The sequence below is a fragment of the Pseudomonas fluorescens genome, assembly GCF_001648775.1.
GTDB lineage: Bacteria > Pseudomonadota > Gammaproteobacteria > Pseudomonadales > Pseudomonadaceae > Aquipseudomonas > Aquipseudomonas fluorescens_M.
In genome coordinates, this window is record NZ_LVEJ01000036.1 from 114,174 (window position 1) to 138,763 (window position 24,590).

The following is a 24,590-nucleotide window of genomic DNA, read 5'->3' on the forward strand; positions in this document are numbered from 1 at the left end:
AGGGCAGTTCCTGGATTGCAGATGCCTTGCCTGCGACTCAAGCATAGTCGCAAGTCAGGACTTCTGAAGATCCCAAGCGGTTCACTGCACAGTGACAGATCATTGTTGCGAAAGGACTTTTTCAACAGATACAAAAAAGGCCACTCTTTCGAGTAGCCTTTTTTGATGTTTGGTTGCGGGAGCCGGATTTGAACCGACGACCTTCGGGTTATGAGCCCGACGAGCTACCAGACTGCTCCATCCCGCGTCTGTGTGGCGGCATTCTACAGGCGAACGGCGAGGTGTCAACCGCTAATCCCGTAAAGGGTCAAATAAGTGTGATATCGCGTCAAACGGTCGCAGGTGGCGCGTTAAGTTTCGGAAATGCAAAGAGTTCCTGTTTGGCGATCGCTTCTCTATAAGAGGAAGAAAACCACAAAACAGACGCGCACAAAAAAGGCCACTCTTTCGAGTAGCCTTTTTTGATGTTTGGTTGCGGGAGCCGGATTTGAACCGACGACCTTCGGGTTATGAGCCCGACGAGCTACCAGACTGCTCCATCCCGCGTCTGTGTGTCGGCATTCTACAGAGGAACGCTGGGGTGTCAACCCGCAATCTGGATAAAATCTGTTGAGGTTCAATCGGTTAGCGCTTTTTCTAGGGTGTTTTTCATGCTGCAGGGCAGGCGGGGCAAGGCTTTCAGCTCTATTGGGAGCCTCTCGTCGATTGAAAAAATAAATTCAAAGGAGATTTCCTACCGCTTGCAAAGAACATTCATACCACTGGTGCTATATACAGTTGTCAGTGAGATACTGACGATCCGGCTTGCCACGTTTCCTTTTCTGACATGACTCAGCGAAAAATCATCCACATTGACTGCGACTGTTTTTACGCCGCCATCGAGATGCGCGATGACCCGCGTCTGGCCGGCAAACCGTTGGCGGTGGGTGGTTCGGCGGACCGGCGTGGGGTGATTGCTACCTGCAATTACGAAGCGCGGGCCTACGGCGTGCGTTCGGCGATGGCCTCGGGGCATGCCTTGAAGCTGTGCCCGGACCTGACCATCGTCAAGCCGCGCATGGACGCCTATCGCGAAGCTTCGAAAGAGATTCACACGATCTTTGCCGATTACACCGACCTCATTGAGCCGCTTTCGCTGGATGAAGCCTATCTGGACGTTTCGGACAGCGCGCATTTCGGCGGCAGCGCCACGCGCATTGCCCAGGACATTCGCCGCCGGGTCTCCAATCAATTGCACATCACTGTGTCTGCGGGCGTAGCGCCGAACAAGTTTCTGGCCAAGATCGCCAGCGACTGGAAAAAACCCAATGGCTTGTTCGTGATTACGCCGGATCAGGTCGAAGACTTTGTCAGCGGTTTGCCGGTGAGCAAATTACACGGTGTCGGCAAGGTCACCGCCGATAAGCTCGGCAAGCTTGGCATCGTTGACTGCTCGCAATTGCGCGAGTGGGACAAACTGGCGCTGGTGCGCGAATTCGGCAGTTTTGGCGAGCGACTGTGGAGCCTGGCCCGTGGGATCGATGATCGGTTGGTGCACAACGACAGTCGACGTCAGTCGATCAGCGTGGAAAATACCTACGACGTTGATCTGCCGGACCTGCGCAGTTGCCTGGACAAGTTGCCCGAACTGCTGGAAACCCTGAAAACCCGCATGGCACGGATCGACAGCAGCTATCGACCGGGCAAGCCGTTCGTCAAAGTGAAGTTTCATGACTTTACCCAGACGACGCTGGAGCAGGCCGGGGCAGGGCGGGATTTGGGCAGTTATCAGTTAATGCTGACGCAGGCGTTCAATCGCGGCGGCAAACCGGTGCGGTTGTTGGGGGTTGGGGTGCGGCTTGAGGATTTGCGCGGCGGGTTTGAGCAGATGGAGTTGTTTGAGCGGTAATTGCGAGGGTGATGCTTAGAGTGTCTTCGCGAGCAAGCTCGCTCCCACATTGGATTTGTGAACGACACAGATCCAATGTGGGAGCGAGCCTGCTCGCGAAGCTTTTAGCTTTTAGTTTGGTCCTGGATCCGCAACCAGACGCCCGGCATCCTTGGTCAGCGACTTGAGAAACTCAGTCTGCAACTCAGGATCGTTGCGCGTCAGTTCGATCAGGCTTTGTTCCAGTTCGCTGGCTTCTTCTTCCAGACCCAATTCCGAAAGACGTTTGACCCGGTGCACCCACTGGCTCACTTCGTCGTCTTCCAGATCGTCGTAAATCAGCCCGTGCGCTTCCAGCAACTTGCCACGCAGATGACTGCTGATCATCAGCGATGAGTCAGAGTGCACGTCATCCTTGGCGTCTTCGACGCTGATCTGCAATTTGCCGACATGATTGAGGTCATTTTCGGCAAACGGACTGTCGAGCAGGTTCAGGCGCAATACACCGTTGCGATCGGTGGTCATGTCAAAGGTCTGTTTACCAGCCTTGACCTGCACCGGCCGCTCGCTCCACGGCAGGCTCGAATACTCCGTGCGCTTGTCGCGCTGGACTTCATCGATACCGGCGAGATTCTGTTGCGCACGACCGTTGGACTGCACGTTCATGAACGGGTTGAGCCCGGCAAAACCGTAGCTCAGCCAGTCCTTGGTCACACTGTCGGGCAGGTTGCCGAGGGCAAATACGTTGACCACGTTGGCGCCGACGCCACCGACCACGGCCACCGCGCCCAGCGGGATCTCGTAGATCTCCCGCCAGGGCTGGTAGGGCGTGTAACGGTCGTAACGACGGGTGACCTCGAACTCGGTGACTTCGAAAGTCTTCTGCTCGTTGATCTTCACGCGTCGCTGCGGCAGCTCAAGCGCCTTAGGCTCACCGACATCGATCTGCAGGCTATGGTCGAGCAACTTTCGCTCGACCCGCTCTTCGTGCTCGCTGCGTTGTGACATGTGATTGGCACAGCCGCTGACCAGCAGGGCACCGCACAGGGCGGTGCCACCGAGGCCTAAGGTGTTTCGCTTGAACATGACGTCTCTATCTGGAATCAGCGGCGGATACGGGCCTGAAGGAAGGACACCACATCGGCGACCGGCAGCGCTTGCGCTTCCGGCTCGGTACGGCTCTTGTATTCCAGGTTGCCTTCGGCGAGGCCGCGGTCGCTGACCACGATCCGGTGAGGAATGCCGATCAGCTCCATGTCCGCGAACTTGATGCCCGGGCTGGTTTTCTTGTCGCGATCATCCAGCAGCACTTCGAAGCCGGCGGCCGTCAGTTCGGCGTACAGCTTGTCGGTGGCTTCGCGCACCTGCTCGGTTTCATAACGCAGCGGTACCAGAGCGATCTGGAACGGCGCCAGAGTGTCGCTCCAGATGATGCCGTTGGCGTCGTTGTTCTGCTCGATGGCCGCAGCCACCACGCGGGATACGCCGATGCCGTAGCAACCCATTTCCAGGGTCACCGGCTTGCCGTTCTCGCCCAGCACTTCGCACTTCATCGCCTTGCTGTACTTGTTGCCCAGCTGGAAGATGTGCCCGACTTCGATGCCGCGCTTGATTTCCAGGGTGCCTTTGCCGTCCGGGCTTGGATCACCGGCGACGACGTTACGCAGGTCAGCGACGGTTGGAAGCGGCAGATCACGCTCCCAGTTCACGCCGAAGTAGTGCTTGTCGTCGATGTTCGCGCCGATACCGAAGTCGCTCATCAGCTCCACCGAACGGTCGATGATGATTGGCAGCGGCAGGTTCAGCGGGCCGAGCGAGCCTGCGCCAGCGCCGATGGCGTCACGCAGTTCGGCATCGGTGGCCATGACCAGCGGGCTGGCCACGCCAGGTTGCTGGGCAGCCTTGATTTCGTTGAGTTCGTGGTCGCCACGGATGACCAGCGCGATCAGCTTGCCTTCTTCTTCGGCGCGCACGATCAGGGTCTTGATGGTCTTTTCAATCGGCAGATTGAATTTTTCCACCAGCGCCGCGATGGTTTTGGTGTCTGGCGTGTCGACCAGGCGCAGCTCTTCAGTCGCAGCAGCGCGCGAGGTTTCGCGTGGCACCGCTTCGGCTTTTTCGATGTTCGCCGCGTAGTCGGAACCGTTGCTGAAGACGATGTCGTCTTCGCCGGACTCGGCCAGTACGTGGAACTCGTGCGAACCAGCGCCACCGATCGAACCGTTGTCGGCTTCCACTGGACGGAATTTCAGACCCAGACGCGTGAAGATGTTGCAGTAGGCTTCATGCATGCGGTCATAGGTGATCTGCAGCGACGCCTGATCCGCGTGGAAGGAGTACGAGTCCTTCATGATGAATTCGCGGCCACGCATCAAACCGAAGCGTGGACGGATTTCGTCACGGAATTTGGTCTGGATCTGGTACAGGTTGATTGGCAGCTGTTTGTAGCTGCTCAATTCATTGCGCATCAGATCGGTGATCACTTCTTCGTGGGTCGGGCCCGCGCAGAAATCGCGACCGTGGCGGTCTTTGATGCGCAACAGCTCAGGGCCGTATTCTTCCCAGCGCCCCGATTCCTGCCACAGCTCGGCCGGTTGGGTGCTCGGCATCAACACTTCCAGAGAACCGGCAGCGTTCATTTCTTCACGAACGATGGCTTCTACCTTGCGCATTACCCGCAGGCCCATCGGCAGCCAGGTGTACAGGCCCGAGGCGAGTTTGCGGATCATGCCGGCGCGCAGCATCAGCTGGTGGCTGATGACGACCGCATCGGAAGGCGTTTCTTTCTGTGTAGCGAGCAAAAATTGACTGGTGCGCATGGTTGGCCGTTGTCGGTTGCTATGACTGGAAATGACGGAGCAGTGTACCGGCGAGTTTTGCTGACGTACAGGCGTGCGGCCGGTGGTGAGGTCCAACGGCAGGATTCCTCCTGCCGTTGGTGAAACGTCTTACGACTCTTCTGTCGCCGGCGTCGGTACGGGCTCGGGTGTTGGCGTCGGGCCTTCGCGGCGGCTTTCCTGAAACCAGTGCAGGGCGATCAGCAGCAGCGTCGGCACGCCAAGCAGGGCGGTGATCAGGAAGAAGCTGTGATAGCCGAATTTCTCGACCATCACCCCGGAATAGCCACCCATCAGGCGCGGCAGCAGCAGCATGATCGAGCTGAGCAGGGCGTATTGCGTGGCCGAGAACTTCAGGTTTGTCAGGCTCGACAAGTAGGCGACGAACGCCGATGTGGCCAGGCCGGAACTGAAGTTGTCGAGAGAAATGGTCACCACCAGCATCTGCAGGTTCGGGCCCATGTCGGCGAGCATCACGAACAGCAGGTTGGTAGCTGCCGAAGCGACACCACCGATAAACAGAATCGGCAGGATGCCGAAACGCACGATCAGCAATCCGCCCATGCCGGCGCCGACGAGGGTCATGATCAGGCCGAAGATCTTGCTGACACTGGCGATCTGATCCTTGGTAAAACCCTGGTCGATGTAAAACACGTTGGCCATGACGCCCATCACCGTGTCCGACATCCGATACGTGGCGATCAGGCCGAGCAACAGCAGTGCCTGCCAGCGATAGCGCAAGATGAAGTCGTTGACCGGCGTCAGCACCGGCGCCAGGCCGCGACGGCCCATGGTCGACAGACACAGACCGGTGAGCAGCGTATAGAGAATCGCGCGCAGGAAGGCGCGGTCTTCGAGCAGCAGGTCGAGCGGGCTCATGTCGCCGAACAGCACGCTGGCGAAATCGGTGTTGTAGAGCTGAGTGAACATCGCCGGTACCGAGACCAGCAAGACGATCAGGACAAACACCGACATCAGTTGATGCATAAAGGTGTAGCGCCCGGCCTGCAACTGCGTGCGCAACGGCACCGGCGGTTCGCGCATGAACAGCGTGGTCAGCAGTGCTGGAATCATCAATGCGCCGAACAGCGCGTAAGTGCCGGCCCAGGCCGAATGCTGATAGTTGAAGCCCGTGGAGCCAAAGCCTTCGGCGAAGAACAGCGCTCCGGCAGTCGCCAGCAGGGCAGCCACGCGATACCCGGACATATAACTGGCGGCGAGGGCGGCCTGGCGATTGTCCTCGGCGATTTCCAGGCGATAGGCATCCACCGCAATGTCTTGGGTGGCGGAGGCAAAAGCCACGACGACGGCGATGGCGATCAACCAGGACAAGTGCTTTTGTGGATCGCAGAAACCCATGCCGATCAGGCCGAGGATCACCAGCGCTTGCGAGAGCACCAGCCACGAACGGCGACGGCCAAGCTTGCCCAGCAATGGCAGGCGCCATTGGTCGAGCAGCGGTGACCAGACCCATTTGAACGCATAGGCCAGGCCGATCAGGCTGGCATAGCCGATGGTTTCACGGGCCACACCGGCTTCACGCAGCCAGACGGAAAGCGTTGAAAATACCAGCATGTACGGCAGGCCGGCGGCGAAACCCAGCAACAACAGCACGAGCGTCGAAGGACTGGCATAAGCGGCTAGCGCGGCGCGCCAGGTTTTACGGGGCATGGGCTGAAGTCTGCCTCAAGATTGCGAAAACAAAGCGCGCACTCTAACCGCTGTGCTCTACCGGACGCCAGCCATGGCGCTGAATATCCACACGATTGTTCAGGACGGTGATGCCTTCCATGCGTAATCGTGCGCGCTGTTCATCGCCCGAGGGGCTGCCCACCGGCAGGCTGATCCGACCGCCGGCGCCCAGCACACGATGCCAAGGCAACTTGGTATCGCCGGGCAACTGACTCAAGGTGCGGCCGACCCAGCGGGCGGCGCGCCCCAACCCGGCCAGTTCAGCTAACTGACCATAGCTGACGACTTTGCCTTCGGGGACTTGGGCGAGCGTCGAGTAGAGCGCCGTGCGTCGGATTTGCGCATCGTTTTCAACGCTGTCGAGCGGGTCTTTCACGTACGCGGTTCCTGAACATGAACAGTTTGATGGCTTTCAGAGTAATCGGTGATCGCGCCGTTGAGAAATGAACTCATCAGAAATAGTCCGGTCAGTCCTTGTCAGGGTCTTATTCCTACGGATAATGCCGACCTTTTTCCGCAAACTTGAGCCTTCGATTCGCTTATGTTGTCCAGATCCCTGTTGTGCCTTGCTGTTTTCAGTGCGTCCACGCCCCTGCTTGCCGACACCGTCTGGTTGAAGAACGGTGACAAGTTGAGCGGCACCATCACCGTGTTCGATGGCGGCAAGCTGTTGATCCAGACCAAATATGCCGGTGCGGTCACCATCGACTGGAAAGAGGTCAAGACTCTGGACAGCGATCAGCACTTGCTGGTCAAGCAAGATGCCTACACCGGTGAAGTGTCCAAGTCGCTGACGGCGGCGGAAGACGGCAAGGTCACCCTCGCCAACGGTGAGGCGCCGAAAACCGTTGAGCTGGCGAGCATTCAGCAGATTCTCAAGCCGAAACCGGTGGTCGAGGATCTGGTCTGGAAGGGCAATGTCGACCTGGCACTGGACTATCAGCGCGCCGAGAAAGACACCGACGACTACGATGTCGGCTTCAAGACCACGGCACGTCATGGGCGCTGGCGCCACACCGCCGAAGGCGAGTACAACCGCGAAGTGCAGGACGACGAAACTACTACCGACAACTGGCGCGCTGAATACGCACTTGACCGCTTCCTGACCGATAAGTGGTTTTGGCAGGGCCGTCTGAACTACAAGCGCGATCATATCGAAGAGCTGTCGCGTCAGCGTGTGGTCGGTACCGGCCCCGGCTACCAGTTCTGGGATGACGAGTTGGGCGCATTCTCGCTGGGCTCGCTGTTCAACCGCACCGATTACGAGTATCGCGATGGCAGCAAGGACAACTTCTACTCCGTCGCCATGAAGTGGGATTACAACCGCTACCTGATCGGCAAGAAAGTCGAGTTCTTCACCAACGGTGAAATCGGCAAGCCACTGTCCGACGTGGCCAACTACGCGCTGGATGCGGAAATGGGCCTGCGCTACAAAGTCACCGACTGGGCCTCGCTCAACCTCAAGGCCGAGCGCGACATCATCAGCGGCACCAACGATGCAGACTTGAACAAGACCCGTTACACCGCAGGGTTTGGCGTGGCCTGGTAAACCACCCGGAAAAAATCGCAGCCTTGCCGGGCTGCGATTTTTTTTGCCTGTACAAAACAGACGCCCACAAAAAAGCCCCGCTTTTAAGGGCGGGGCTCTTTTCTAAAGAAGCTACAAGTTAGATAACTTGTACTTCTTCAGCTTGCATGCCTTTCTGACCGCGGGTAGCGATGAAAGAAACCTGTTGGCCTTCTTTCAGGCTTTTGAAGCCGTCGGATTGGATAGCTTTGAAGTGAACGAACAGGTCGTCACCGGATTGTGGGGTGATGAAGCCGAAGCCTTTTTCATCGTTGAACCACTTAACGGTACCGGTTTGGCGATTAGACATGGTGTAACTCCTTGAACAAAGATAACTGCGACGCAGGAAGAACCCTGGCCGAGACTGAGTGCAAAGAGCAGGAAAAATTCTTGTAGATGGTTGGATCGAAATTCAACATATCGTGTAGAGATTCTCAGTGACACAAGCAACACAGTGACGTCACCTTAACCCAGTTTCCGAGAAGTGCCAATGCTTCTTGCGAAGGTTTCTCTGTTTTCGGGATCGGCGGTGTGACGGTTCGTCGCCAGACCGCGTAAATCATGGGGGATCGGCGAGAATTACAACCCGCACTTTGAACCGGGCGGCGTGCCCGGTAAGATGCCGGACAGAATTTTTCCACCTCGCTATTCAGGACACCCCGCCATGAGCATCAAATCGGACAAGTGGATTCGCCGCATGGCGCAGGAACACGGCATGATCGAGCCGTTCGTCGAGCGCCAGATGCGTGGCAGCGACGACAGCCGCGTGATCTCCTACGGTGTGTCGAGCTACGGCTACGACGTGCGTTGCACCAACCACTTCAAGGTGTTCACCAACATCAACTCGTCCATCGTCGACCCGAAAAACTTCGACCCGGGCAGCTTCGTCGACGTCCACAGCGACGTCTGCATCATTCCACCGAACTCGTTCGCCCTAGCCAGCACTGTTGAATACTTCCGCATTCCGCGCAATGTATTGACCATCTGCCTGGGTAAAAGCACCTACGCGCGCTGCGGCATTATCGTCAACGTCACCCCGCTCGAGCCTGAGTGGGAAGGTCACGTGACCCTGGAATTCTCCAACACCACCAACCTGCCGGCGAAAATCTACGCCAATGAAGGCGTGGCACAGATGCTTTTCCTGGAATCCGATGAGGAATGCGAAGTGTCCTACAAGGACCGTGGCGGCAAGTACCAGGGCCAGCGTGGCGTGACCTTGCCGCGGACCTGATCGGTCCATCCGACAGATCGCGGGAATTCTTTGGCGGGCAGACACTCTATGGGGTGTACTGCCCGTTTTTGCTTTCGGCAAAACGGGCCTTCGCCGAGGAGTGCCCTATGAAGATCGATCCGCAAATCACTGCCGAACTGGCAAGGCTCGAGCCCAATCAGATTGGCGTATTGGCCTGGTCACTGTTGGCGCACCCGCCGCTGAGCATGGCCGGCGGAATTCCCGGTCAGCCTGATCCCGATACCCCTAACGAGCAACCGACCGAGCCGGGCGAACCGACGCTTCCGGACGAACCACCACCGGCTCCGGTTGCCTGATCTGCATTGAAAATGAATGGCCAGTCAGATGAGGTCTGTGAAGACTTCAACTGACTGGCCATATTTCGTCATCGCCGACGACGAAAATCCTGCAACTGTCTTCTCGCTCCACCGCGTATCCGCCGGTAAAGGCGCCGAATGCCGGGAGCAGGCTGATGCGTTCGCCGAGCCTGAAACACGCCAGGCGCAAGCTCTGCCGACCCTTGCCGTGCAGCCGATAGACCGGGTGTACGTGACCTGCCAGCACATGCCTTTCAGGGTGCGGGTCAGGTTCATGCTGCAAGGCGAATGGCCCGAGCAGCAGCGGTTCCGGCACCACGCGGATATTCAGTGATTCAGGCGGATCGCCGGCGCGTTTGTCGTGGTTGCCGCGAATCAGCGTCATCGGCAGATCGACGTGGCGCGCGCGCCATTGTGCCAACGCGTCCAGTGTTCCCGTCGCGTGGGAGCCAGGTCCGTGGAGGAAATCGCCGAGGAAGATCAACAAGCGGCAGGGCAGCTTTGCCAGCAGCCGATCAAGTACCGCGATATTGCTCGCCGTGGTGCCATGCGGAACGGGTTGCCCAAGACTGCGATAAGCGGCGGCTTTGCCGAAATGCACATCGGCAATCAGCAGAACCTGTTGTGCGGGCCAATACATGGCTTTTTCCGGCAGCAACCAAAGCTCTTCGCCGGCCAGACGCACCGGGTAGGCCGCACTCATCGGGATTTGTCCTTGTCAGCGCTGTTTTCCAGATCACCGACCATCCGTCTGATGCGGTCCGCGAGCTTTTCCGAACTCATGCTTTCGCGCATCCGTTCCACCAGCAGTGGAAACCCTAGCGGCGTAGGGCGTTTGATCTGATGCACGTCCAGTTTCATCCCGTTGATCCGCTCCAATGTCTGTTCCAGGCGACGAATATCCAGTTCCTCCCGTAGGACTTCTTCCCCTGCCTGCTCCAGCAACAGATTGTCAGCGTCGTACTGCTTGAACACTTCAAAAAACAGACCGCTGGACGCCTGCACCTGTCGGGTACTTTTCGGCGCACCGGGGTAACCGGCGAAGACCAGCCCGGCAATCCGCGCGATTTCACGAAAGCGCCGTAGGGCCAGTTCGCCAGCATTCAAACTGGCCAGAACATCCAGCAACAGGTGATCGGCATTGAACAGTTCAGCATTCAAATGCTCGGTCCAGTCCACGGGCGTGGCGCTGAGCAACTCCAGGCCATAGTCATTCACCGCGATCGAGAACGTTACGGCTTGGCGCTGAGTGACGCGCCAGGCCAGCAGGCTCGCCAGTCCCAAATGCACCTGCCGTCCGGCGAACGGATAGAGGAAAAGGTGCCAGCCTTCGCGGGATTTCAGCACTTCGGCCAGTAGGCTATTAACAGTCGGCAAGCCAGACCAGCGTGCCTGGGTTTGCAGCAAGGGTTGCAGCGCCTGCATTTCCGGGCCGAAGAACTCACCCTGCGCGGCGGCGCTGAAACGCCTGACGACGGCGGCGGCGAGTTCGTTGGAAAGCGGCATCCGCCCGCCATTCCAGCGTGGTACCGCGGCTTTTTTCACGGTGCTGCGTTTGACGTAAGCGGTCATGTTTTCCACTCGCACCAGCTCCAGTAGACGCCCAGCGAAAAGAAAGCCGTCGCCGGGTTTAAGCCGCGCGATAAAGCCTTCCTCGACACTGCCCAACTGCTTGCCGCCGCCACCCTTGCTCCAGAACTTCAAGTGAATGCTGGCGTCGCTGACGATAGTGCCGATGCTCATACGGTGACGCCGCGCCAAACGCGCGTCCGGCACTCGCCAGACGCCGTGCTCGTCTGGTTCGACCCGGCGGTAATCCGGATAGGCTGTCAGAGACATCCCGCCGTGGCGTACGAAAGCCAGCGCCCACGCCCAATCCGCCGGTGTCAGGTCGCGATAGGCCCAGGCACCACGGACTTCTTTGTACAAATCCTCAGGAACAAAGCCACCGCCAAGGGCCATGCTGACCAAGTGTTGCACCAGCACGTCCAGCGGTTTGTGCGGCGACAGACGCGGTTCGATGTGCCGTTGCTCGACGGCATCACGGGCGGCGGCTGCTTCGATCAATTCAAGACTGTGCGTGGGTACCAGCGTTACCCGCGAGGTGCGTCCCGGCGCGTGGCCTGAACGACCGGCGCGTTGCATCAGCCGTGCGACGCCTTTGGCCGAGCCGATTTGCAGCACGCGCTCGACCGGCAGGAAATCCACACCCAAGTCCAGGCTTGACGTGCAGACCACGGCTTTCAGTTGCCCGTTCTTCAAGGCTTGTTCTACCCAGTCGCGGGTCTCGCGAGACAGTGAACTGTGATGCAAGGCGATCAGCCCCGCCCAGTCCGGCCGGGCCTCGAGCAACGCCTGATACCAGATTTCCGATTGCGCCCGAGTGTTGGTGAACACCAGGCTGCTGGCGCAGGCCTCCAGTTCAGCAACGACCTGCGGCAACATCTTCAGACCGATGTGCCCGGCCCACGGAAAACGCTCGATGGCCGGTGGGAGGAGGGTGTCGACCTTCAGCGATTTTTCACTCTGCCCCTGAATACTGATGCCGCCGCCCTGTGGGATCAGCACCTGTTCGGCGTGGGATTGATTACCGAGGGTGGCGGACACGCCCCAGACGATCAGCCCGGGCTGCCAATGCCGCAGGCGGGCGAGGGCCAGTTGCAGTTGCACGCCGCGTTTGTTACCGAGCAATTCGTGCCATTCATCGACGACGATCATGCGCAGACTCGCCAGCGCCACCTGCGCATCGGCGCGGGCGAGCAGCAGGGTCAGGCTTTCCGGCGTGGTGATCAACGTAGTCGGCAGGCGCCGGCTCTGCCGGGCACGTTCACTGCTGCTGGTGTCGCCAGTGCGCAGGCCGATGCTCCACGGCAGTTGCAGGTCATCGACCGGCGTTTGCAAGGCGCGCGCGGTATCGGCGGCGAGGGCACGCATGGGGGTGATCCACAGCACGGTCAGCGGTTCGGCCGGTGGTTTGCGTTTGCGCGGTGTTTCAACAGGAGTTTGCGAGCGAGCGAAGCGGTTGAGTGCCGCGAACCACACCGCATAAGTTTTACCGGCGCCGGTGCTGGCGTGGAGCAGACCGGACTCGCCGTTTTTCACTGCGGTCCACACCTGTTTCTGAAAGGCGAACGGCTTCCAGCTGCGAGCGCTGAACCAGGTTTTTGCGAGGTCGAGGGATTTCGCCATGCGGGCTGCGCGCGCTCTGGAGGTGTTCTTCCAGTGACCGCGGCGCGGGCGGACAAGTTTGATTTTTGTAGGCTATAGAGGTCCCCTGTGGGAGCGAGCTTGCTCGCGAAGGCGTAGGAACATTCAAAATCAATGTCACTGACAGAATGCTTTCGCGAGCAAGCTCGCTCCCACAGGGTTGTGCGCTACTGGTTATTTGAGGTTGCCGCTGAGGAATTGCTTCAGGCGTTCGCTCTTCGGGTTGCCGAGGACTTCTTCAGGCGAGCCTTCTTCTTCCACCAGACCTTGATGCAGGAACAGCACCTGGCTGGAAACCTTACGGGCGAAGCTCATCTCATGGGTCACCATGATCATGGTCCGGCCTTCCTCGGCCAGCCCTTGAATCACCTTCAACACTTCACCGACCAATTCCGGATCCAGCGCCGAAGTCGGCTCATCAAACAGCATCACCTCTGGCTCCATCGCCAACGCCCGGGCAATCGCCACGCGCTGTTGCTGGCCGCCAGAAAGAAACGCCGGGTATTGATCCGCCACCCGCGCCGGCAAGCCCACCTTGTCCAGATAACGCCGGGCGCGATCGTCGGCTTCCTGTTTGCTGCAACCGAGCACCCGGCGCGGGGCCATGGTGATGTTTTCCAGCACGGTCATGTGGCTCCACAGGTTGAAATGCTGGAACACCATTGCCAATCGCGTGCGCAGGCGTTGCAGTTCATCGGCGTCGGCGACGTGCATGCCGTGACGGTCGGTGACCATGCGGATCGCCTGGCCATCGAGGCTCATGGCGCCGTCGTTGGGTTGTTCGAGAAAGTTGATGCAGCGCAAAAAAGTACTTTTGCCCGAGCCACTGGCGCCGATCAGGCTGATCACGTCGCCGGTCTTGGCCTTGAGCGAAACGCCTTTGAGCACCTGATGGTCGCCATAGCTTTTGTGCAGGCCTTCAACGGTCAGTTTGTACATGGGACAGACATCCTCAAGGCGAAAGTAGGTAGCCGCTGCGATAGGCTTCAGCGCCCGCGACGTGGGCGATGACCATGCCGGCAGTGGCCATGCGTCGCAGCGAGCGGGCGTACATCACGCCGGCGCTGGTGCAATGAATAGGGGTGATCCGGTCGTTGATCGGGTCGATGATTTCGGCGATCTGCTGTCCGGCCTCCAGGACCTGCCCGGCCGTGGCGGTGTACACCAGCAGGCCGCCGACCGGGGTGGTCACCGGTTCGACTCCCGCGAGAGGCGTGGCCGGGAACGGCAATGGCGGCTGCGGTTTGGTCTCGCCGACAATCGCATCGGACTGGATCAAGTAGTCGATCAGCGCCTGGCAGTCGCGGCTGGCGAGTGGGTGGGTGACATCGCCCTGGCCGCGCAACTCGACGGTCACCGAGAAACTGCCGAGCGGAATTTCGAAGTGTTCGCCGAAGCGCTCCTTCAATTGCCACCACAGCAAAGTGAAGCATTCGTCGAACGACTGACCGCCGGAGTCGGTGGCCAAAAGACTCGCCTGGGCTTCGATGTAACGCGCCAGTGGTTCGACCTGCGGCCACGCTTCGGGTGTGGTGTAGAGGTGAACCACCGATTCGAAATCGCAATGCAGGTCGAGCACCATGTCCGCATCGCAGGCCAGCCGTTGCAGGGTCAGGCGCTGGGATTGCAGTTGGGTCGTCGCGGTCTGGCGGGCGAGGGCGTCGCGCAGATGCGCGCGAATCAGTTCGAGGTTGTGCTGCGGGTCATCATTGAGTTTGCCCTCGATGGCGTTGCCGATCTCTTCACTGAGGTCGACGAACCAGCGATTGAAGTTCTGCCCGCTCTCCAGTTCGTAGCGGCCCAGTGGCACGTCCATCAGCACTTGTTCGAGGCCGATCGGGTTGGCCACTGGCACCAGCACGATTTCACTGCGCAGGCGCCCGGCCGCTTCGAGCTCGGCCAGACGTTGCTTGAGGTGCCAGGACACGAGCATGCCCGGCAGTTCGTCGGCATGCAGCGAAGACTGAATGTAAACCTTGCCCTTGGCCTGTTCCGGGCCGAAGTGGAAGCTGTGGATCTGTCGTGCGGTCCCCGGCAGCGGGGCCAGCAAGTCATGGATCAGGTGGCGCATTTGCAGAGTTGTCCTAGTGAGTCGGCCCAAGGAAGGCCAGCCATCGGCGTTCGGCAAGACGGAACAGGCCGACCAGCGCAAAGGTAATGGTCAGGTAGATCAGCGCGGCGATGCCGAACGACTGAAAGGTCAGGAAGGTCGCCGAGTTGGCGTCCCGGGCGACTTTCAGGATGTCGGGGATGGTCGCGGTGAAGGCCACGGTGGTCGAGTGCAGCATCAGAATCACTTCGTTGCTGTAATACGGCAACGAACGGCGCAGCGCTGACGGCATGATCACGTAGGCATACAGCTTCCAGCCGGTGAGGCCGTAGGCCTTGGCGGCTTCGACTTCGCCGTGGTTCATGCTGCGGATTGCCCCGGCAAAAATCTCCGTGGTGTAAGCGCAGGTGTTGAGGGCAAAGGCGAGGATCGTGCAGTTCATCGCATCGCGAAAGAAACTGTCGAGCAACGGCTGCGCCCGCACGGCGGCGAGGCTGTAGATCCCCGTGTAGCAAATCAACAACTGGATATACAGCGGCGTGCCACGGAACAGGTAGGTGTAGAACTGCACCGGCCAGCGAATGTACAAGTGCGGCGAAACCCGCGCGATCGACAACGGAATCGATACCAGGAAACCAATGAAGATCGACGCGCTGAGCAGCCACATCGTCATCGCCAGTCCGGTGATGTTCTGGCCGTCGGTATAAAGGAAAGCGCGCCAGTATTCCTGCAAGAGTTCGATCATCGTACGGCCTCCCGGGCACCGGCGGCGTAGCGGCGTTCGAGCCAGCGCAGGATGAAGTTCGAGGCACTGGTGATCAGCAGATAAATCAACGCGGCAAGAACCAGAAAGTAGAACAGTTGATAGGTGCTTTTACCGGCGTCCTGGGCAGCTTTGACCAGATCGGCCAGGCCGATGATCGACACCAGCGCGGTGGCTTTGAGCATCACCATCCAGTTGTTACCGATGCCCGGCAGGGCGAAGCGCATCATTTGCGGGAACACCACAAAGCGAAAGCGCTGGCCGCGTTTGAGGCCGTAGGCGGTAGCGGCTTCGACCTGACCGCGCGGTACCGCGAGGATCGCGCCACGGAAGGTTTCGGTGAAATACGCGCCATAAATGAAGCCCAGGGTCAGCACCCCGGCGCTGAACGGGTCGATCTCGATGTATTCCCATTCCATGTAATCGGTCAGGGTCGTCAGCCAGGTTTGCAGACTGTAGAAAATCAGCAGCATCAGCACCAGGTCCGGCACCCCGCGAATCAGCGTGGTGTAGAGCTGGGCGGGCAGGCGCACCAGTTTGATTTTTGACAGTTTGGCACTGGCGCCGAGCAGGCCGAGCAACACGGCCACCAGCAGCGACAACGCCGATAATTTGATGGTCATCCAGGTGCCTTCCAACAGCAAAGGGCCAAAACCCTTGAGGCTGAAGGCTGCGAGCCCCAGATTTTGTAAGAGGTTTTCGAACATAAATCAGCAACCTGAGCGGATTGAAAAGGCGCCCATCAAGGATGGGCGCCGGGGCATTATTTGCCGCTGTACAGATTCAGATCGCCAAAGTGTTTCTTTTGAATCTCGGCGTATTTGCCGTCGTCGTGTAACGCTTTGATACCTTTATCTAAAAGCGCCTTCAGCTCAGTGTTACCTTTCTTAATACCGACAGCGGTTTTGGCTGGCAGCAATTCGTTGTCGACTGGCTTGCTGACGTCATAGTCGGCGCCCTGTGGCGACTTCAAAAAGCCCAGTTCGGCCTGCAGCATGTCCTGAATGCCCGCATCGAGACGGCCGGAGGTCAGGTCGGAATACACCTGATCCTGGTTCTGATAGGCCTGGGTTTTCACGCCAGCCTTGTCCAGTACGGCTTTGGCGTAGGCTTCCTGAATGGTGCCTTGCTCGTAGCCAACGGTTTTACCCTTCAGCGACGCCACGTCTGCGGTGATGCCCGAGCCTTTTTTCGACACGTAGGCGGTCGGGCCGGAGAACAACTCGCTGGAGAAGTCGATGACTTTTTCGCGGGCCGGGGTCACGGTCATCGACGAGATCACACCGTCGAATTTGTTGGCCTTGAGGCCCGGAATCATGCCGTCGAAGTCACTTTCGACCCACTTGCACTTGACCTTCAGTTCGGCGCAGATGGCGTTGCCCAGGTCGATGTCGAAGCCCACCAGGCTGCCGTCGGCCGCTTTCGACTCGAACGGTGCGTACGAAGGGTCAACGCCAAAGCGCAGCTCTTTGTATTCCTTGGCCAGCGCGGAGCCAGCGGCCATGCACAACGCCAGTGCAGAAAGGGTCAGCAATGCTTTTTTCATTATTCAATCCCTAAGAACCAATATGAGCGCTTGTGGCGCAGAATTATTGTTACTGGAACGCGTACGACCTATAGAAAGTAGCAATTTCCGAACCAGAGTCCCGAACAAGTGTTTTAAAAGGTTGGGCGGGGACAGAGAAGGTCGATTGAGTGCCCGGAAATGGGCGTGGAGATGAACGCGCACCAAGTTAGTTCGTTTGGCTGATTTCCTGTGGCGAGGGAGCTTGCTTGCGCTGGAGGGCGAAGCACTCCCCGGCATTGCTCCCGACAGACCTGAAGTGCAGGTTTTGCGACTGCTGCGCAGCCGAGCGGGAGCAAGCTCCCTCGCCACAGTTACGGTATTTGGCCATGGCTGATCAGTGTCCCGGGAAAGGGGGTCAGGCCAGCAGGTCTTGCAGGGTGGCGAGGCTATCCGCTTCGTCGACGGTCTTGTCCTGACGCCAGCGCAGCATTCTCGGAAAGCGCACGGCGATTCCGCTTTTATGCCGCCGCGACAGGGCGATGCCTTCGAAGCCCAGTTCAAACACCAGGCTGGGTTTAACGCTGCTCACGGGACCGAACTTCTCCACCGTTGTCTTGCGCACGATGCTGTCGACCTGACGCATTTCCTCATCGGTCAGCCCCGAATAAGCCTTGGCGAACGGCACCAGCGCGCGTTGACTCGACTCCGGCGGGCCGTCCCACACCGCGAAGGTGTAGTCGCTGTAGAGACTGGCCCGGCGACCATGCCCGCGCTGCGCGTAAATCAACACGGCATCAACGCTGAACGGGTCGACCTTCCACTTCCACCACACGCCCATGTCCTTGGTCCGCCCGACGCCGTACAGCGAATCCCGCGCCTTGAGCATCATGCCTTCAACACCCAGGCGCCGTGAGGCCTCGCGCTGGCGAGCGAGGTCGAACCAGTCGCTGCCGGTGAGCACGGGCGAGGGCAGCAACACCGGGCTGTTGCAGCGGGCGATGACGTCTTCCAGTTGCGCACGGCGTTTGGCCTGCGGTTGGTTGCGCCAGTCTTCGCCCTGCCATTCCAGCATGTCGTAGGCGAGCACCACGACCGGGACTTCTTCGAGAATTTTCTTATCGAGGGTTTTGCGGCCGATGCGTTGTTGCAGCAGGGCGAACGGCTGCACGGCCGGCGGTTCGCTCGATTGCGGGTCGAAAGCGTCTTCGGTAGTTGGATGGCTGCTTTTCCACACGACGATTTCGCCGTCGATCACCGTGCCGTCGGGTAAACCGTGGACCAATACGTCGAGCTCGGGAAAGCGCTCGGTGACCAGCTCTTCACCGCGCGACCACACCCACAATTTGCCATCGCGCTTGACTACCTGCGCGCGAATGCCATCCCATTTCCATTCGATTTGCCAGTGATCGGCTGGACCGATCAGCGCTTCAAACTCCTCAACCGGTTGCGACAAGGCATGCGCGAGAAAAAACGGGTACGGCTGGCCACCGCGTTGAGCGTGCTCGTCAGCCGATTCCGGGGCGATCAGTTTCAGATAGCTGGCGGCATTCGGCCGATTGGATAAATCGGTGTAACCCACCAGCCGTTGCGCCACGCGTTTGCTGTCGAGGCCGGCCATCGACGCCAGTGCGCGGGTCACCAGCAATTTCGATACGCCAACGCGGAAACTGCCGGTGATCAATTTGATGCACAGCATCAGGCTCGGTCGATCCAGTTGCGCCCACAGTTCAGGCAGTTGCCGTGACAGGTATTCCGGGGATTCGCCGCGCAATGGCAGCAGTTTGTCTTCGATCCATTCGGCGAGGCCGGCGTCGGAACTGTGCGGGTTTTCCGCGAGCACCAGCGAAATGGTTTCCGCCAGATCACCGACCGCCTGGTAACTCTCCTCGAACAACCACGGTTCCAGCCCGGACACTTGCACCGCCAGTTCACGCAGAATCCGCACGGGCACCAGTTGCCGGGGGCGACCACCGGACAGGAAGTACACCGCCCACGCCGCGTCATGCGGTTCAGCCTGAGCAAAGTAAGCCTGCATCGCCGCCAGTTTGGCGTTGCTGGAGGTGGTCGCGTCGAGTTCGGCGTACAGCTCGGCAAAGGCTTTCATGCGGGTGTCTCGGCGACGGTGGGGGCGGCGGCGATGTTGTCCTCTTCGTCATCGCCGTATTCGGTGTTAAAGCCCTGCGCGTCGAGGCCTTGCTCGCGCAGATGGCGCACGAGCACGCCGATTGAACCGTGGGTGACCATCACCCGTTCGGCGCCGGTCTGGTTAATCGCCCAGAGCAGGCCGGGCCAGTCGGCGTGATCGGAGAGCACAAAACCACGGTCCACGCCGCGCCGCCGGCGGGTGCCGCGCAGACGCATCCAGCCGCTGGCGAAGGCATCGCTGAAATCACCGAAACGGCGCATCCAGCTGCTGCCGCCGGCCGATGGAGGGGCGATGACCAGCGCTTCACGCATTCGCGGGTCGTTCTTGGCGACGTCGCCGGCGTAGATCGTCGGCGGCAGGTACACGCCCGCCTCACGGTAGACGCGGTTGAGTGGCTCGACCGCACCGTGGCTGAGGATCGGCCCGAGGTTTTCATCAATGCCGTGAAGAATTCGCTGCGCCTTGCCGAATGAATAGCAGAACAACACGCTGGCCTTGCCGGCGGCGATATTGGTTGCCCACCACTGATTGATCTCGGCGAACACCTGCGCCTGCGGCTGCCAGCGGTAGATCGGCAGGCCGAAGGTCGATTCGGTGATGAACGTGTGGCAGCGCACCGGTTCGAACGGCGCACAGGTGCCATCCGGTTCGATCTTGTAGTCGCCGGACGCGACCCAGACTTCGCCGCCGTATTCCAGACGCACCTGCGCCGAACCGAGCACGTGGCCGGCCGGGTGAAAACTCAACGTGACGCCGTGATGCGTCAGGCGTTGGCCATAGGCGAGGGTCTGCAGGTTGATGTCTTGCCCGAGTCGCGCACGCAGAATGCCTTCGCTGGCGCTGCTGGCGAGGTAATGCTGGTTGCCGGTACGCGCGTGATCGCCGTGGGCATGGGTGATGACCGAGCGCTCGACGGGGCGCCACGGATCAATGTAGAAATCCCCGGCAGGGCAATAGAGACCTTCGGGGCGGGCGATAACAAGGTCCATGTCGTTACCAGAAATGGGGGGCTTGTTAGCTATGAGGCTGGTGCGCGCTTGGAAGTTCTATCGGCTTTGAAGAGCAACCCTCACCCCAGCCCTCTCCCGGAGGGAGAGGGGGCCGACCGAGTTGTCTGGCGAGTGACATCGACCTGAAAAACCGAGTCGATTATGGATTTGGCAAAGCATGAACCGAGTCGATTATGGATTTGGCACAGCGAGGGCCAAGCAAATCCCGGATGTGGAAAAACACGAACCGAGTTAATTCTGGATTCAGCCGTGCCGGTTCAGGTCGGCGTAAGACTCCAGCCACCCCCAATCAGTCCCCTCTCCCTCCGGGAGAGGGTTAGGGTGAGGGGCTTTTGATTGTCGGGCTTATTTGCCAGGGGTAAGGGTCAGGCGGGTTTTGCCGTACACCCGGTCGAAGTTCTGCTGTTGCATCGGCAAACCGATGTACTGCCCCTTCAACCACGCATCGATGCCATTGAGGTAATTCGGGCTGACCGGATTCCCCGACTGCCCCGTACCGTTCTGCCCCATCAGCGGTTCAGTCTGGCTGAAGTCGACGATGAAGCGCATCGACGGCGCGCGGGTGGTAGCGAAATCCTGACCCCAGGCGAACGCCGAAGTGTTCAGCGTGGTGTGATCGCCACCGGCCGCCAGTGGGCCGCGCACCGTCTGGCCATTGTTGTTCTTCCAGGCGTAGCTGTGCAATTTGCCCCATTGCCAGGCGCGGTGATCGCCACCCAACTGACTGTCGCCCGCGCTGATCGCTGCCGCGAGGCTGCGCGCCAGAATCAGCGCTTTGTCCTCTTTCTGCGGTGTGCGAATGTCATCCCAGAACGGGCTGTCTTCGCGTCCCAACAGATGATCGGCCTGTGCCGCGTAAGACAAATCGCCATTGGCGATAAACGCTTTCCACGCCGGGCTGGATTCCGGACCGAGTTCGTCGAGGAAAATCTGCTTCATGCTTTCCTGCAGGAACAGCTCATAGATCGCTGCGTCCGCCGAGGTCGGGCTGAGCTTGCCGTCGAACGCCATCAACCGTGTCAACGCTTCACGCGCCTTGCTGCGATCCGCTTCCGGCAGGGCATCGATCGCCTGCTTCAGCGGTTGTTTCATGCCCGGCGCTTCGAAGACTTTCTTCAACTTGGCGGCGAAGGTAGTGGTCTGGTCGTATTGCATGGCGATCACGCTGCGGCTGTCGTGTTTGCCGCTGCCGGCCAGTTCGGCCAGACGTTCACCGCGCTCCGGCGCTGCCCAGGAATTGGACAGTTGCATGCCGTAACCGTGAGGAATCACGCGCTGGTTGGCGGTGCCGAGCCAGCCTTGCGCCGGGTCCTGATCGTATGGGTGCAGCATTGGGTCGGCGTAACCGTCCCAGTCATAGCGACCTTCCCAGCCCGGCGATGGCAGCAGGCCTTCGCCTTCACGACGGTTGGGGAAACGCCCGGTGACCTGCCAGCCAATGTTGCTCGCATCGGCGAACACCAGATTCAGCGCGATGGCACGAATTTCACGGCTCGCGTCGGAAGCGCGCTCGACGGTTTGCGCGCGTGTCAGGTCAAAAAATGCATCCAGCGATTTGTCGTCGGTGAAGCTCGGGGTCTGCAAGGCCAGACCGAAACCGCTGCCTTGCGCCGCCGCTTGGGCGCTGTTGAGCAACGCGCCGTGGCGGGTTTCGTACACCGCCTCACGAATCGGTCGCTGGCCTTTGACGAAGTAGGTTTCGTTGCGCACGCCCAGCGGCTGCCATTTGCCGTTGACCTCATAGGTCAGGCTGTTGCCCTGACGGCGGATTTTTTCCAGGAACAGGTCCTGGTTATCGCCGAGCACGCTGGTCATGCTCCACGCCACTTTGCCGTTGAAGCCCCCGAGGACCAGCGGCAAACCGGCAACGGTGACGCCGGCGGCCTGATATTTCGGTGCGCGAATCTGCACGAAGCTCCACAGCGACGGTGCGGCCAGTGGGCCATGGGCGTCGCTGGCCAGCAGGCTCTTGCCGCTGCGGCTGCGTTGCGGAGCGATTGCCCAGTTGTTCGAAGATGTCGCGCCGAGCAGGTTCAGCGTCGACAGTTGCTGGCTGGCGCTGCTCAATTCAGTCAGGCCGGGAATCTGCCCGTTGAGCTTGAGGCCTTGTAGCTTGTCGGCTTCGGCCAGCGGCAGGTTTTCGTCGGGGGCGGACGGCGTCAGCCAGGCAAGTTTGTCGCTGGTCACGGTTTGTGCGAGCACCAGCGAGGAAATTTCTTCCGGCAGGTTGGCCGACTGGCTGAAATTCAGCAGGGCGAAAATCAGCGCCGAGTCTTCCGGCTTCCAGTATTCCGGCTTGTAGCCGCTGGAGGCGAGGTCGCCCGGCAACTTGTCGGCGTAGCGGAACAGGTAGGCGTTGACGCCCCGTGCGTAGACTTCGAAGAAACGCTTGAGGCGTGGCGACGAGGCTTTATAGAGTTCGCCGGCGCTTTTCTTCAGATTGACCGCGCGCATGTAGCGGTCGGCATCGAGCATCGACGCACCGGACATTTCCGCCATACGGCCCTGCGCCAACAGGCGCAAAGTGACCATCTGGTTGATGCGGTCGCTGGCGTGGACGTAGCCGAGGCTGAACAGGGCGTCGTGGAAGGTGTTGCTTTCGATCAATGGCATGCCCATGGCATTGCGACGTACCGACACGTTCTGCGCCAGACCCTTGAGCGGTTGCACGCCGGAGGTCGGTGGGAGGGTGTCCTGAGCGTTCCAGGTCTGGCAACCGGACAGGCCCAAAACACCGGCCACTGCTGCGGCAACGCCGAACCGGGGAAGAAAATGTGTGAGGGCTGGCGAGGCCATGGCAAAGCTCCTGCGGGGGGTAGCGTCAGTAAAGGCGCTACGTTAGTGAGCAGGAGGTGGCCGCGCAAGCGGGGGCGGGGGTTATTTGCGTATTTCTGTCGAATGGAAAAGATTGCAGCCTGCGGCAGCTCCTACATAGGCATGCATTCCCCTGTAGGGGCTGCCGAAGGCTGCGATCTTTTGCCGTTCAATCAAGCCTTCGGTGGATTGATCTTTTGCACCAGCGCGTAGGCCTTAACGGTCGCGGGGCGATCCTTGATGTGGTTGAACCAGCGCAACACATGCGGGAAGTCTTCAAGGTTCTGGCTTTGCCACTTGTGCGAGACGATCCACGGATAAATCGCCATGTCGGCAATGCTGTATTCGCTGCCGGCGACGAATTCGTGATTGGCCAATTGCTTGTTCAGCACGCCATACAAGCGCGCCGTCTCGTCAATGTAGCGTTTGATCGCGTAAGGAATTTTCTCCGGTGCGAACTGGCTGAAGTGATGATTCTGCCCGGCCATCGGTCCCAGTCCGCCCATTTGCCAGAACAGCCATTGCAGCGCCGTTTGCCGACCGCGCAGGTCTTTGGGCAGAAACTTCCCGGTCTTCTCTGCCAGATACAAAAGGATCGCCCCGGATTCGAACAGCGACAACGGCTCGCCGCCATCGACCGGTTCATGGTCGACGATGGCCGGAATGCGGTTGTTCGGCGCGATTTTCAGAAAATGCGGCTGGAACTGCTCGCCCTGGCTGATGTTGATCGGATGGACGTTGTACGGCAGGCCGGCTTCTTCAAGGAACAGGGAGATCTTGTGGCCGTTGGGGGTGGTCCAGTAATACAGGTCGATCATGGAAAACTCCAAAGCAGAAATGGACTTGCGTGCGGGCAGCAAACGCCGGCGTCAGGTCGTCCCGTGTGCGTTCGATAGCTTGCTTAACATGAAGAGGTGATGCTGAACTGCGCAGAATTCAATGACCCCGCGTGAGAAAAATCGCCATGGAGCTACAGGCCAACGCTGCACTGATCATCATCGACCAGCAAAAAGGCATCCTGCAGCCGCATTTGGGGCGCAGGAATAATCCTCAGGCGCAAGAGCGAATCCTTGATCTGCTGGGGCTGTGGCGACGTAGCGCAAGGCCGGTGATTCATGTGCAGCACCTGTCGCGTGAGCCGGATTCGGTGTTTTGGCCGGAGCAGGCAGGGGTGGAGTTTCAGGAGCGGTTTTTGCCGCAGGATGGCGAATGGCTGATTCAGAAGCAGGTGCCGGATGCGTTTTGTGCCACTGGGTTGGAGGCGCGGTTGCGTGAGGCGGGGATCGGGCAGTTGATCATCGTGGGTGTGGCGACCAACAACTCAGTGGAATCGACGGCGCGTACGGCGGGTAACCTGGGGTTCGATACTTGGGTGGCGGAGGATGCCTGTTTCACCTTCGACAAGGCCGATTATTTCGGCACGTTGCGTACGGCCGAAGAGGTGCACGGGATGTCGCTGGGGAATTTGCACGGGGAGTATGCGACGGTGGTCAGCTCTGCACAGATTCTGGTGGCTGACTGAAAAACCTCACCGTATGTGCCGGCCCCTTCGCGAGCAGGGGATTGCATTGCAACTGAAGGA

Annotated in this window: 21 protein-coding genes and 2 tRNA genes; 5 read left to right on the forward strand and 18 right to left on the reverse strand. The window is 59.6% G+C overall.

Annotated elements, in window-relative coordinates; genetic code table 11:
* Positions 1 to 170 precede the first annotated feature (170 nt).
* Together A8O26_RS27790 and A8O26_RS27795 are read right to left on the reverse strand one after the other, a co-directional pair.
* Positions 171 to 247 (reverse strand) — tRNA-Met (locus A8O26_RS27790).
* 222 nt (positions 248 to 469) lie between these two features.
* Positions 470 to 546, reverse strand: a tRNA-Met gene (locus A8O26_RS27795).
* Positions 547 to 826: 280 nt separating this feature from the next.
* Here A8O26_RS27795 and dinB point away from each other — a divergent pair.
* A complete protein-coding gene (dinB, locus tag A8O26_RS27800; protein ID WP_064120804.1) occupies positions 827 to 1,888 on the forward strand; it encodes a DNA polymerase IV in 1,062 nt (353 codons plus the stop codon).
* 111 nt (positions 1,889 to 1,999) lie between these two features.
* On the opposite strand, the gene A8O26_RS27805 is transcribed toward dinB, so the two are convergent.
* From A8O26_RS27805 to A8O26_RS27820, 4 genes are all read right to left on the reverse strand, one after another.
* Positions 2,000 to 2,953, reverse strand: a complete 954-nt coding sequence (locus A8O26_RS27805) for a hypothetical protein (RefSeq protein WP_034154950.1) — start codon at positions 2,951 to 2,953, stop codon at positions 2,000 to 2,002.
* 17 nt (positions 2,954 to 2,970) lie between these two features.
* Positions 2,971 to 4,686 carry a proline--tRNA ligase gene (locus tag A8O26_RS27810; protein ID WP_064120805.1) on the reverse strand — a complete coding sequence of 572 codons (1,716 nt, stop codon included), beginning with the start codon at positions 4,684 to 4,686 and terminating at the stop codon, positions 2,971 to 2,973.
* 129 nt (positions 4,687 to 4,815) lie between these two features.
* The gene (locus tag A8O26_RS27815) at positions 4,816 to 6,375 is read right to left on the reverse strand and encodes an AmpG family muropeptide MFS transporter (RefSeq protein ID WP_064120806.1); all 1,560 of its coding nucleotides are present in this window, start codon (positions 6,373 to 6,375) and stop codon (positions 4,816 to 4,818) included.
* 43 nt (positions 6,376 to 6,418) lie between these two features.
* Positions 6,419 to 6,772, reverse strand: a complete 354-nt coding sequence (locus tag A8O26_RS27820) for an MGMT family protein (protein ID WP_016985281.1) — start codon at positions 6,770 to 6,772, stop codon at positions 6,419 to 6,421.
* A 165-nt stretch (positions 6,773 to 6,937) separates the two neighbouring features.
* On the opposite strand from A8O26_RS27820, the gene A8O26_RS27825 reads away from it, so the two are divergent.
* Positions 6,938 to 7,945: a DUF481 domain-containing protein gene (locus tag A8O26_RS27825; protein ID WP_064120807.1), complete on the forward strand. Its 1,008-nt coding sequence runs from the start codon at positions 6,938 to 6,940 to the stop codon at positions 7,943 to 7,945.
* Positions 7,946 to 8,063: 118 nt separating this feature from the next.
* Here the strand turns inward: A8O26_RS27825 and A8O26_RS27830 are convergent, their stop codons facing one another.
* Entirely contained in the window at positions 8,064 to 8,273 is a 210-nt protein-coding gene (locus tag A8O26_RS27830) for a cold-shock protein (protein ID WP_002554837.1), read from the reverse strand.
* A 354-nt stretch (positions 8,274 to 8,627) separates the two neighbouring features.
* Here A8O26_RS27830 and dcd point away from each other — a divergent pair, with 354 nt between their 5' ends.
* Together dcd and A8O26_RS27840 are read left to right on the forward strand one after the other, a co-directional pair.
* Positions 8,628 to 9,194, forward strand: a complete 567-nt coding sequence (dcd, locus tag A8O26_RS27835; RefSeq protein ID WP_007918616.1) for a dCTP deaminase — start codon at positions 8,628 to 8,630, stop codon at positions 9,192 to 9,194.
* A 107-nt stretch (positions 9,195 to 9,301) separates the two neighbouring features.
* On the forward strand, positions 9,302 to 9,511 hold the full coding sequence (locus A8O26_RS27840) for a hypothetical protein (protein ID WP_007918615.1): 210 nt from the start codon (positions 9,302 to 9,304) through the stop codon (positions 9,509 to 9,511).
* 46 nt (positions 9,512 to 9,557) lie between these two features.
* Here A8O26_RS27840 and pdeM read toward each other — a convergent pair whose 3' ends face one another.
* The 11 genes from pdeM to A8O26_RS27895 all read right to left on the reverse strand — a co-directional run bounded on the left by pdeM (position 9,558) and on the right by A8O26_RS27895 (position 23,826).
* Positions 9,558 to 10,214, reverse strand: a complete 657-nt coding sequence (gene pdeM / locus A8O26_RS27845; protein WP_064120808.1) for a ligase-associated DNA damage response endonuclease PdeM — start codon at positions 10,212 to 10,214, stop codon at positions 9,558 to 9,560.
* On the reverse strand, positions 10,211 to 12,700 hold the full coding sequence (locus A8O26_RS27850; RefSeq protein ID WP_064120809.1) for a ligase-associated DNA damage response DEXH box helicase: 2,490 nt from the start codon (positions 12,698 to 12,700) through the stop codon (positions 10,211 to 10,213). The genes pdeM and A8O26_RS27850 overlap by 4 nt, the downstream gene beginning before the upstream one ends.
* 192 nt (positions 12,701 to 12,892) lie before the next feature.
* Positions 12,893 to 13,657 (reverse strand): ABC transporter ATP-binding protein, encoded by a 765-nt coding sequence (locus tag A8O26_RS27855; protein WP_064120810.1) that lies wholly within the window; start codon positions 13,655 to 13,657, stop codon positions 12,893 to 12,895.
* A 13-nt stretch (positions 13,658 to 13,670) separates the two neighbouring features.
* A complete protein-coding gene (locus A8O26_RS27860; protein ID WP_064120811.1) occupies positions 13,671 to 14,789 on the reverse strand; it encodes a succinylglutamate desuccinylase/aspartoacylase family protein in 1,119 nt (372 codons plus the stop codon).
* Between the two features lie 13 nt (positions 14,790 to 14,802).
* On the reverse strand, positions 14,803 to 15,513 hold the full coding sequence (locus A8O26_RS27865; RefSeq protein ID WP_064120812.1) for an ABC transporter permease: 711 nt from the start codon (positions 15,511 to 15,513) through the stop codon (positions 14,803 to 14,805).
* A complete protein-coding gene (locus A8O26_RS27870; protein WP_064120813.1) occupies positions 15,510 to 16,238 on the reverse strand; it encodes an ABC transporter permease in 729 nt (242 codons plus the stop codon). Before A8O26_RS27870 ends, A8O26_RS27865 begins: the two co-directional genes overlap by 4 nt.
* Positions 16,239 to 16,294: 56 nt before the next feature.
* Complete coding sequence (locus A8O26_RS27875; protein ID WP_008083900.1) at positions 16,295 to 17,077, reverse strand: transporter substrate-binding domain-containing protein; 783 nt, start codon at positions 17,075 to 17,077, stop codon at positions 16,295 to 16,297.
* 376 nt (positions 17,078 to 17,453) lie between these two features.
* On the reverse strand, positions 17,454 to 19,142 hold the full coding sequence (locus A8O26_RS27880; protein WP_064120814.1) for an ATP-dependent DNA ligase: 1,689 nt from the start codon (positions 19,140 to 19,142) through the stop codon (positions 17,454 to 17,456).
* Positions 19,139 to 20,173 carry a ligase-associated DNA damage response exonuclease gene (locus tag A8O26_RS27885; RefSeq protein ID WP_064120815.1) on the reverse strand — a complete coding sequence of 345 codons (1,035 nt, stop codon included), beginning with the start codon at positions 20,171 to 20,173 and terminating at the stop codon, positions 19,139 to 19,141. The genes A8O26_RS27880 and A8O26_RS27885 overlap by 4 nt, the downstream gene beginning before the upstream one ends.
* Positions 20,174 to 20,539: 366 nt before the next feature.
* A complete protein-coding gene (locus A8O26_RS27890; protein ID WP_064120816.1) occupies positions 20,540 to 22,990 on the reverse strand; it encodes a penicillin acylase family protein in 2,451 nt (816 codons plus the stop codon).
* A gap of 191 nt (positions 22,991 to 23,181) precedes the next feature.
* A complete protein-coding gene (locus A8O26_RS27895) occupies positions 23,182 to 23,826 on the reverse strand; it encodes a glutathione binding-like protein (protein ID WP_064120817.1) in 645 nt (214 codons plus the stop codon).
* Between the two features lie 146 nt (positions 23,827 to 23,972).
* Here A8O26_RS27895 and A8O26_RS27900 point away from each other — a divergent pair, with 146 nt between their 5' ends.
* A complete protein-coding gene (locus A8O26_RS27900) occupies positions 23,973 to 24,530 on the forward strand; it encodes a cysteine hydrolase family protein (RefSeq protein WP_064120818.1) in 558 nt (185 codons plus the stop codon).
* Positions 24,531 to 24,590 lie beyond the last annotated feature (60 nt).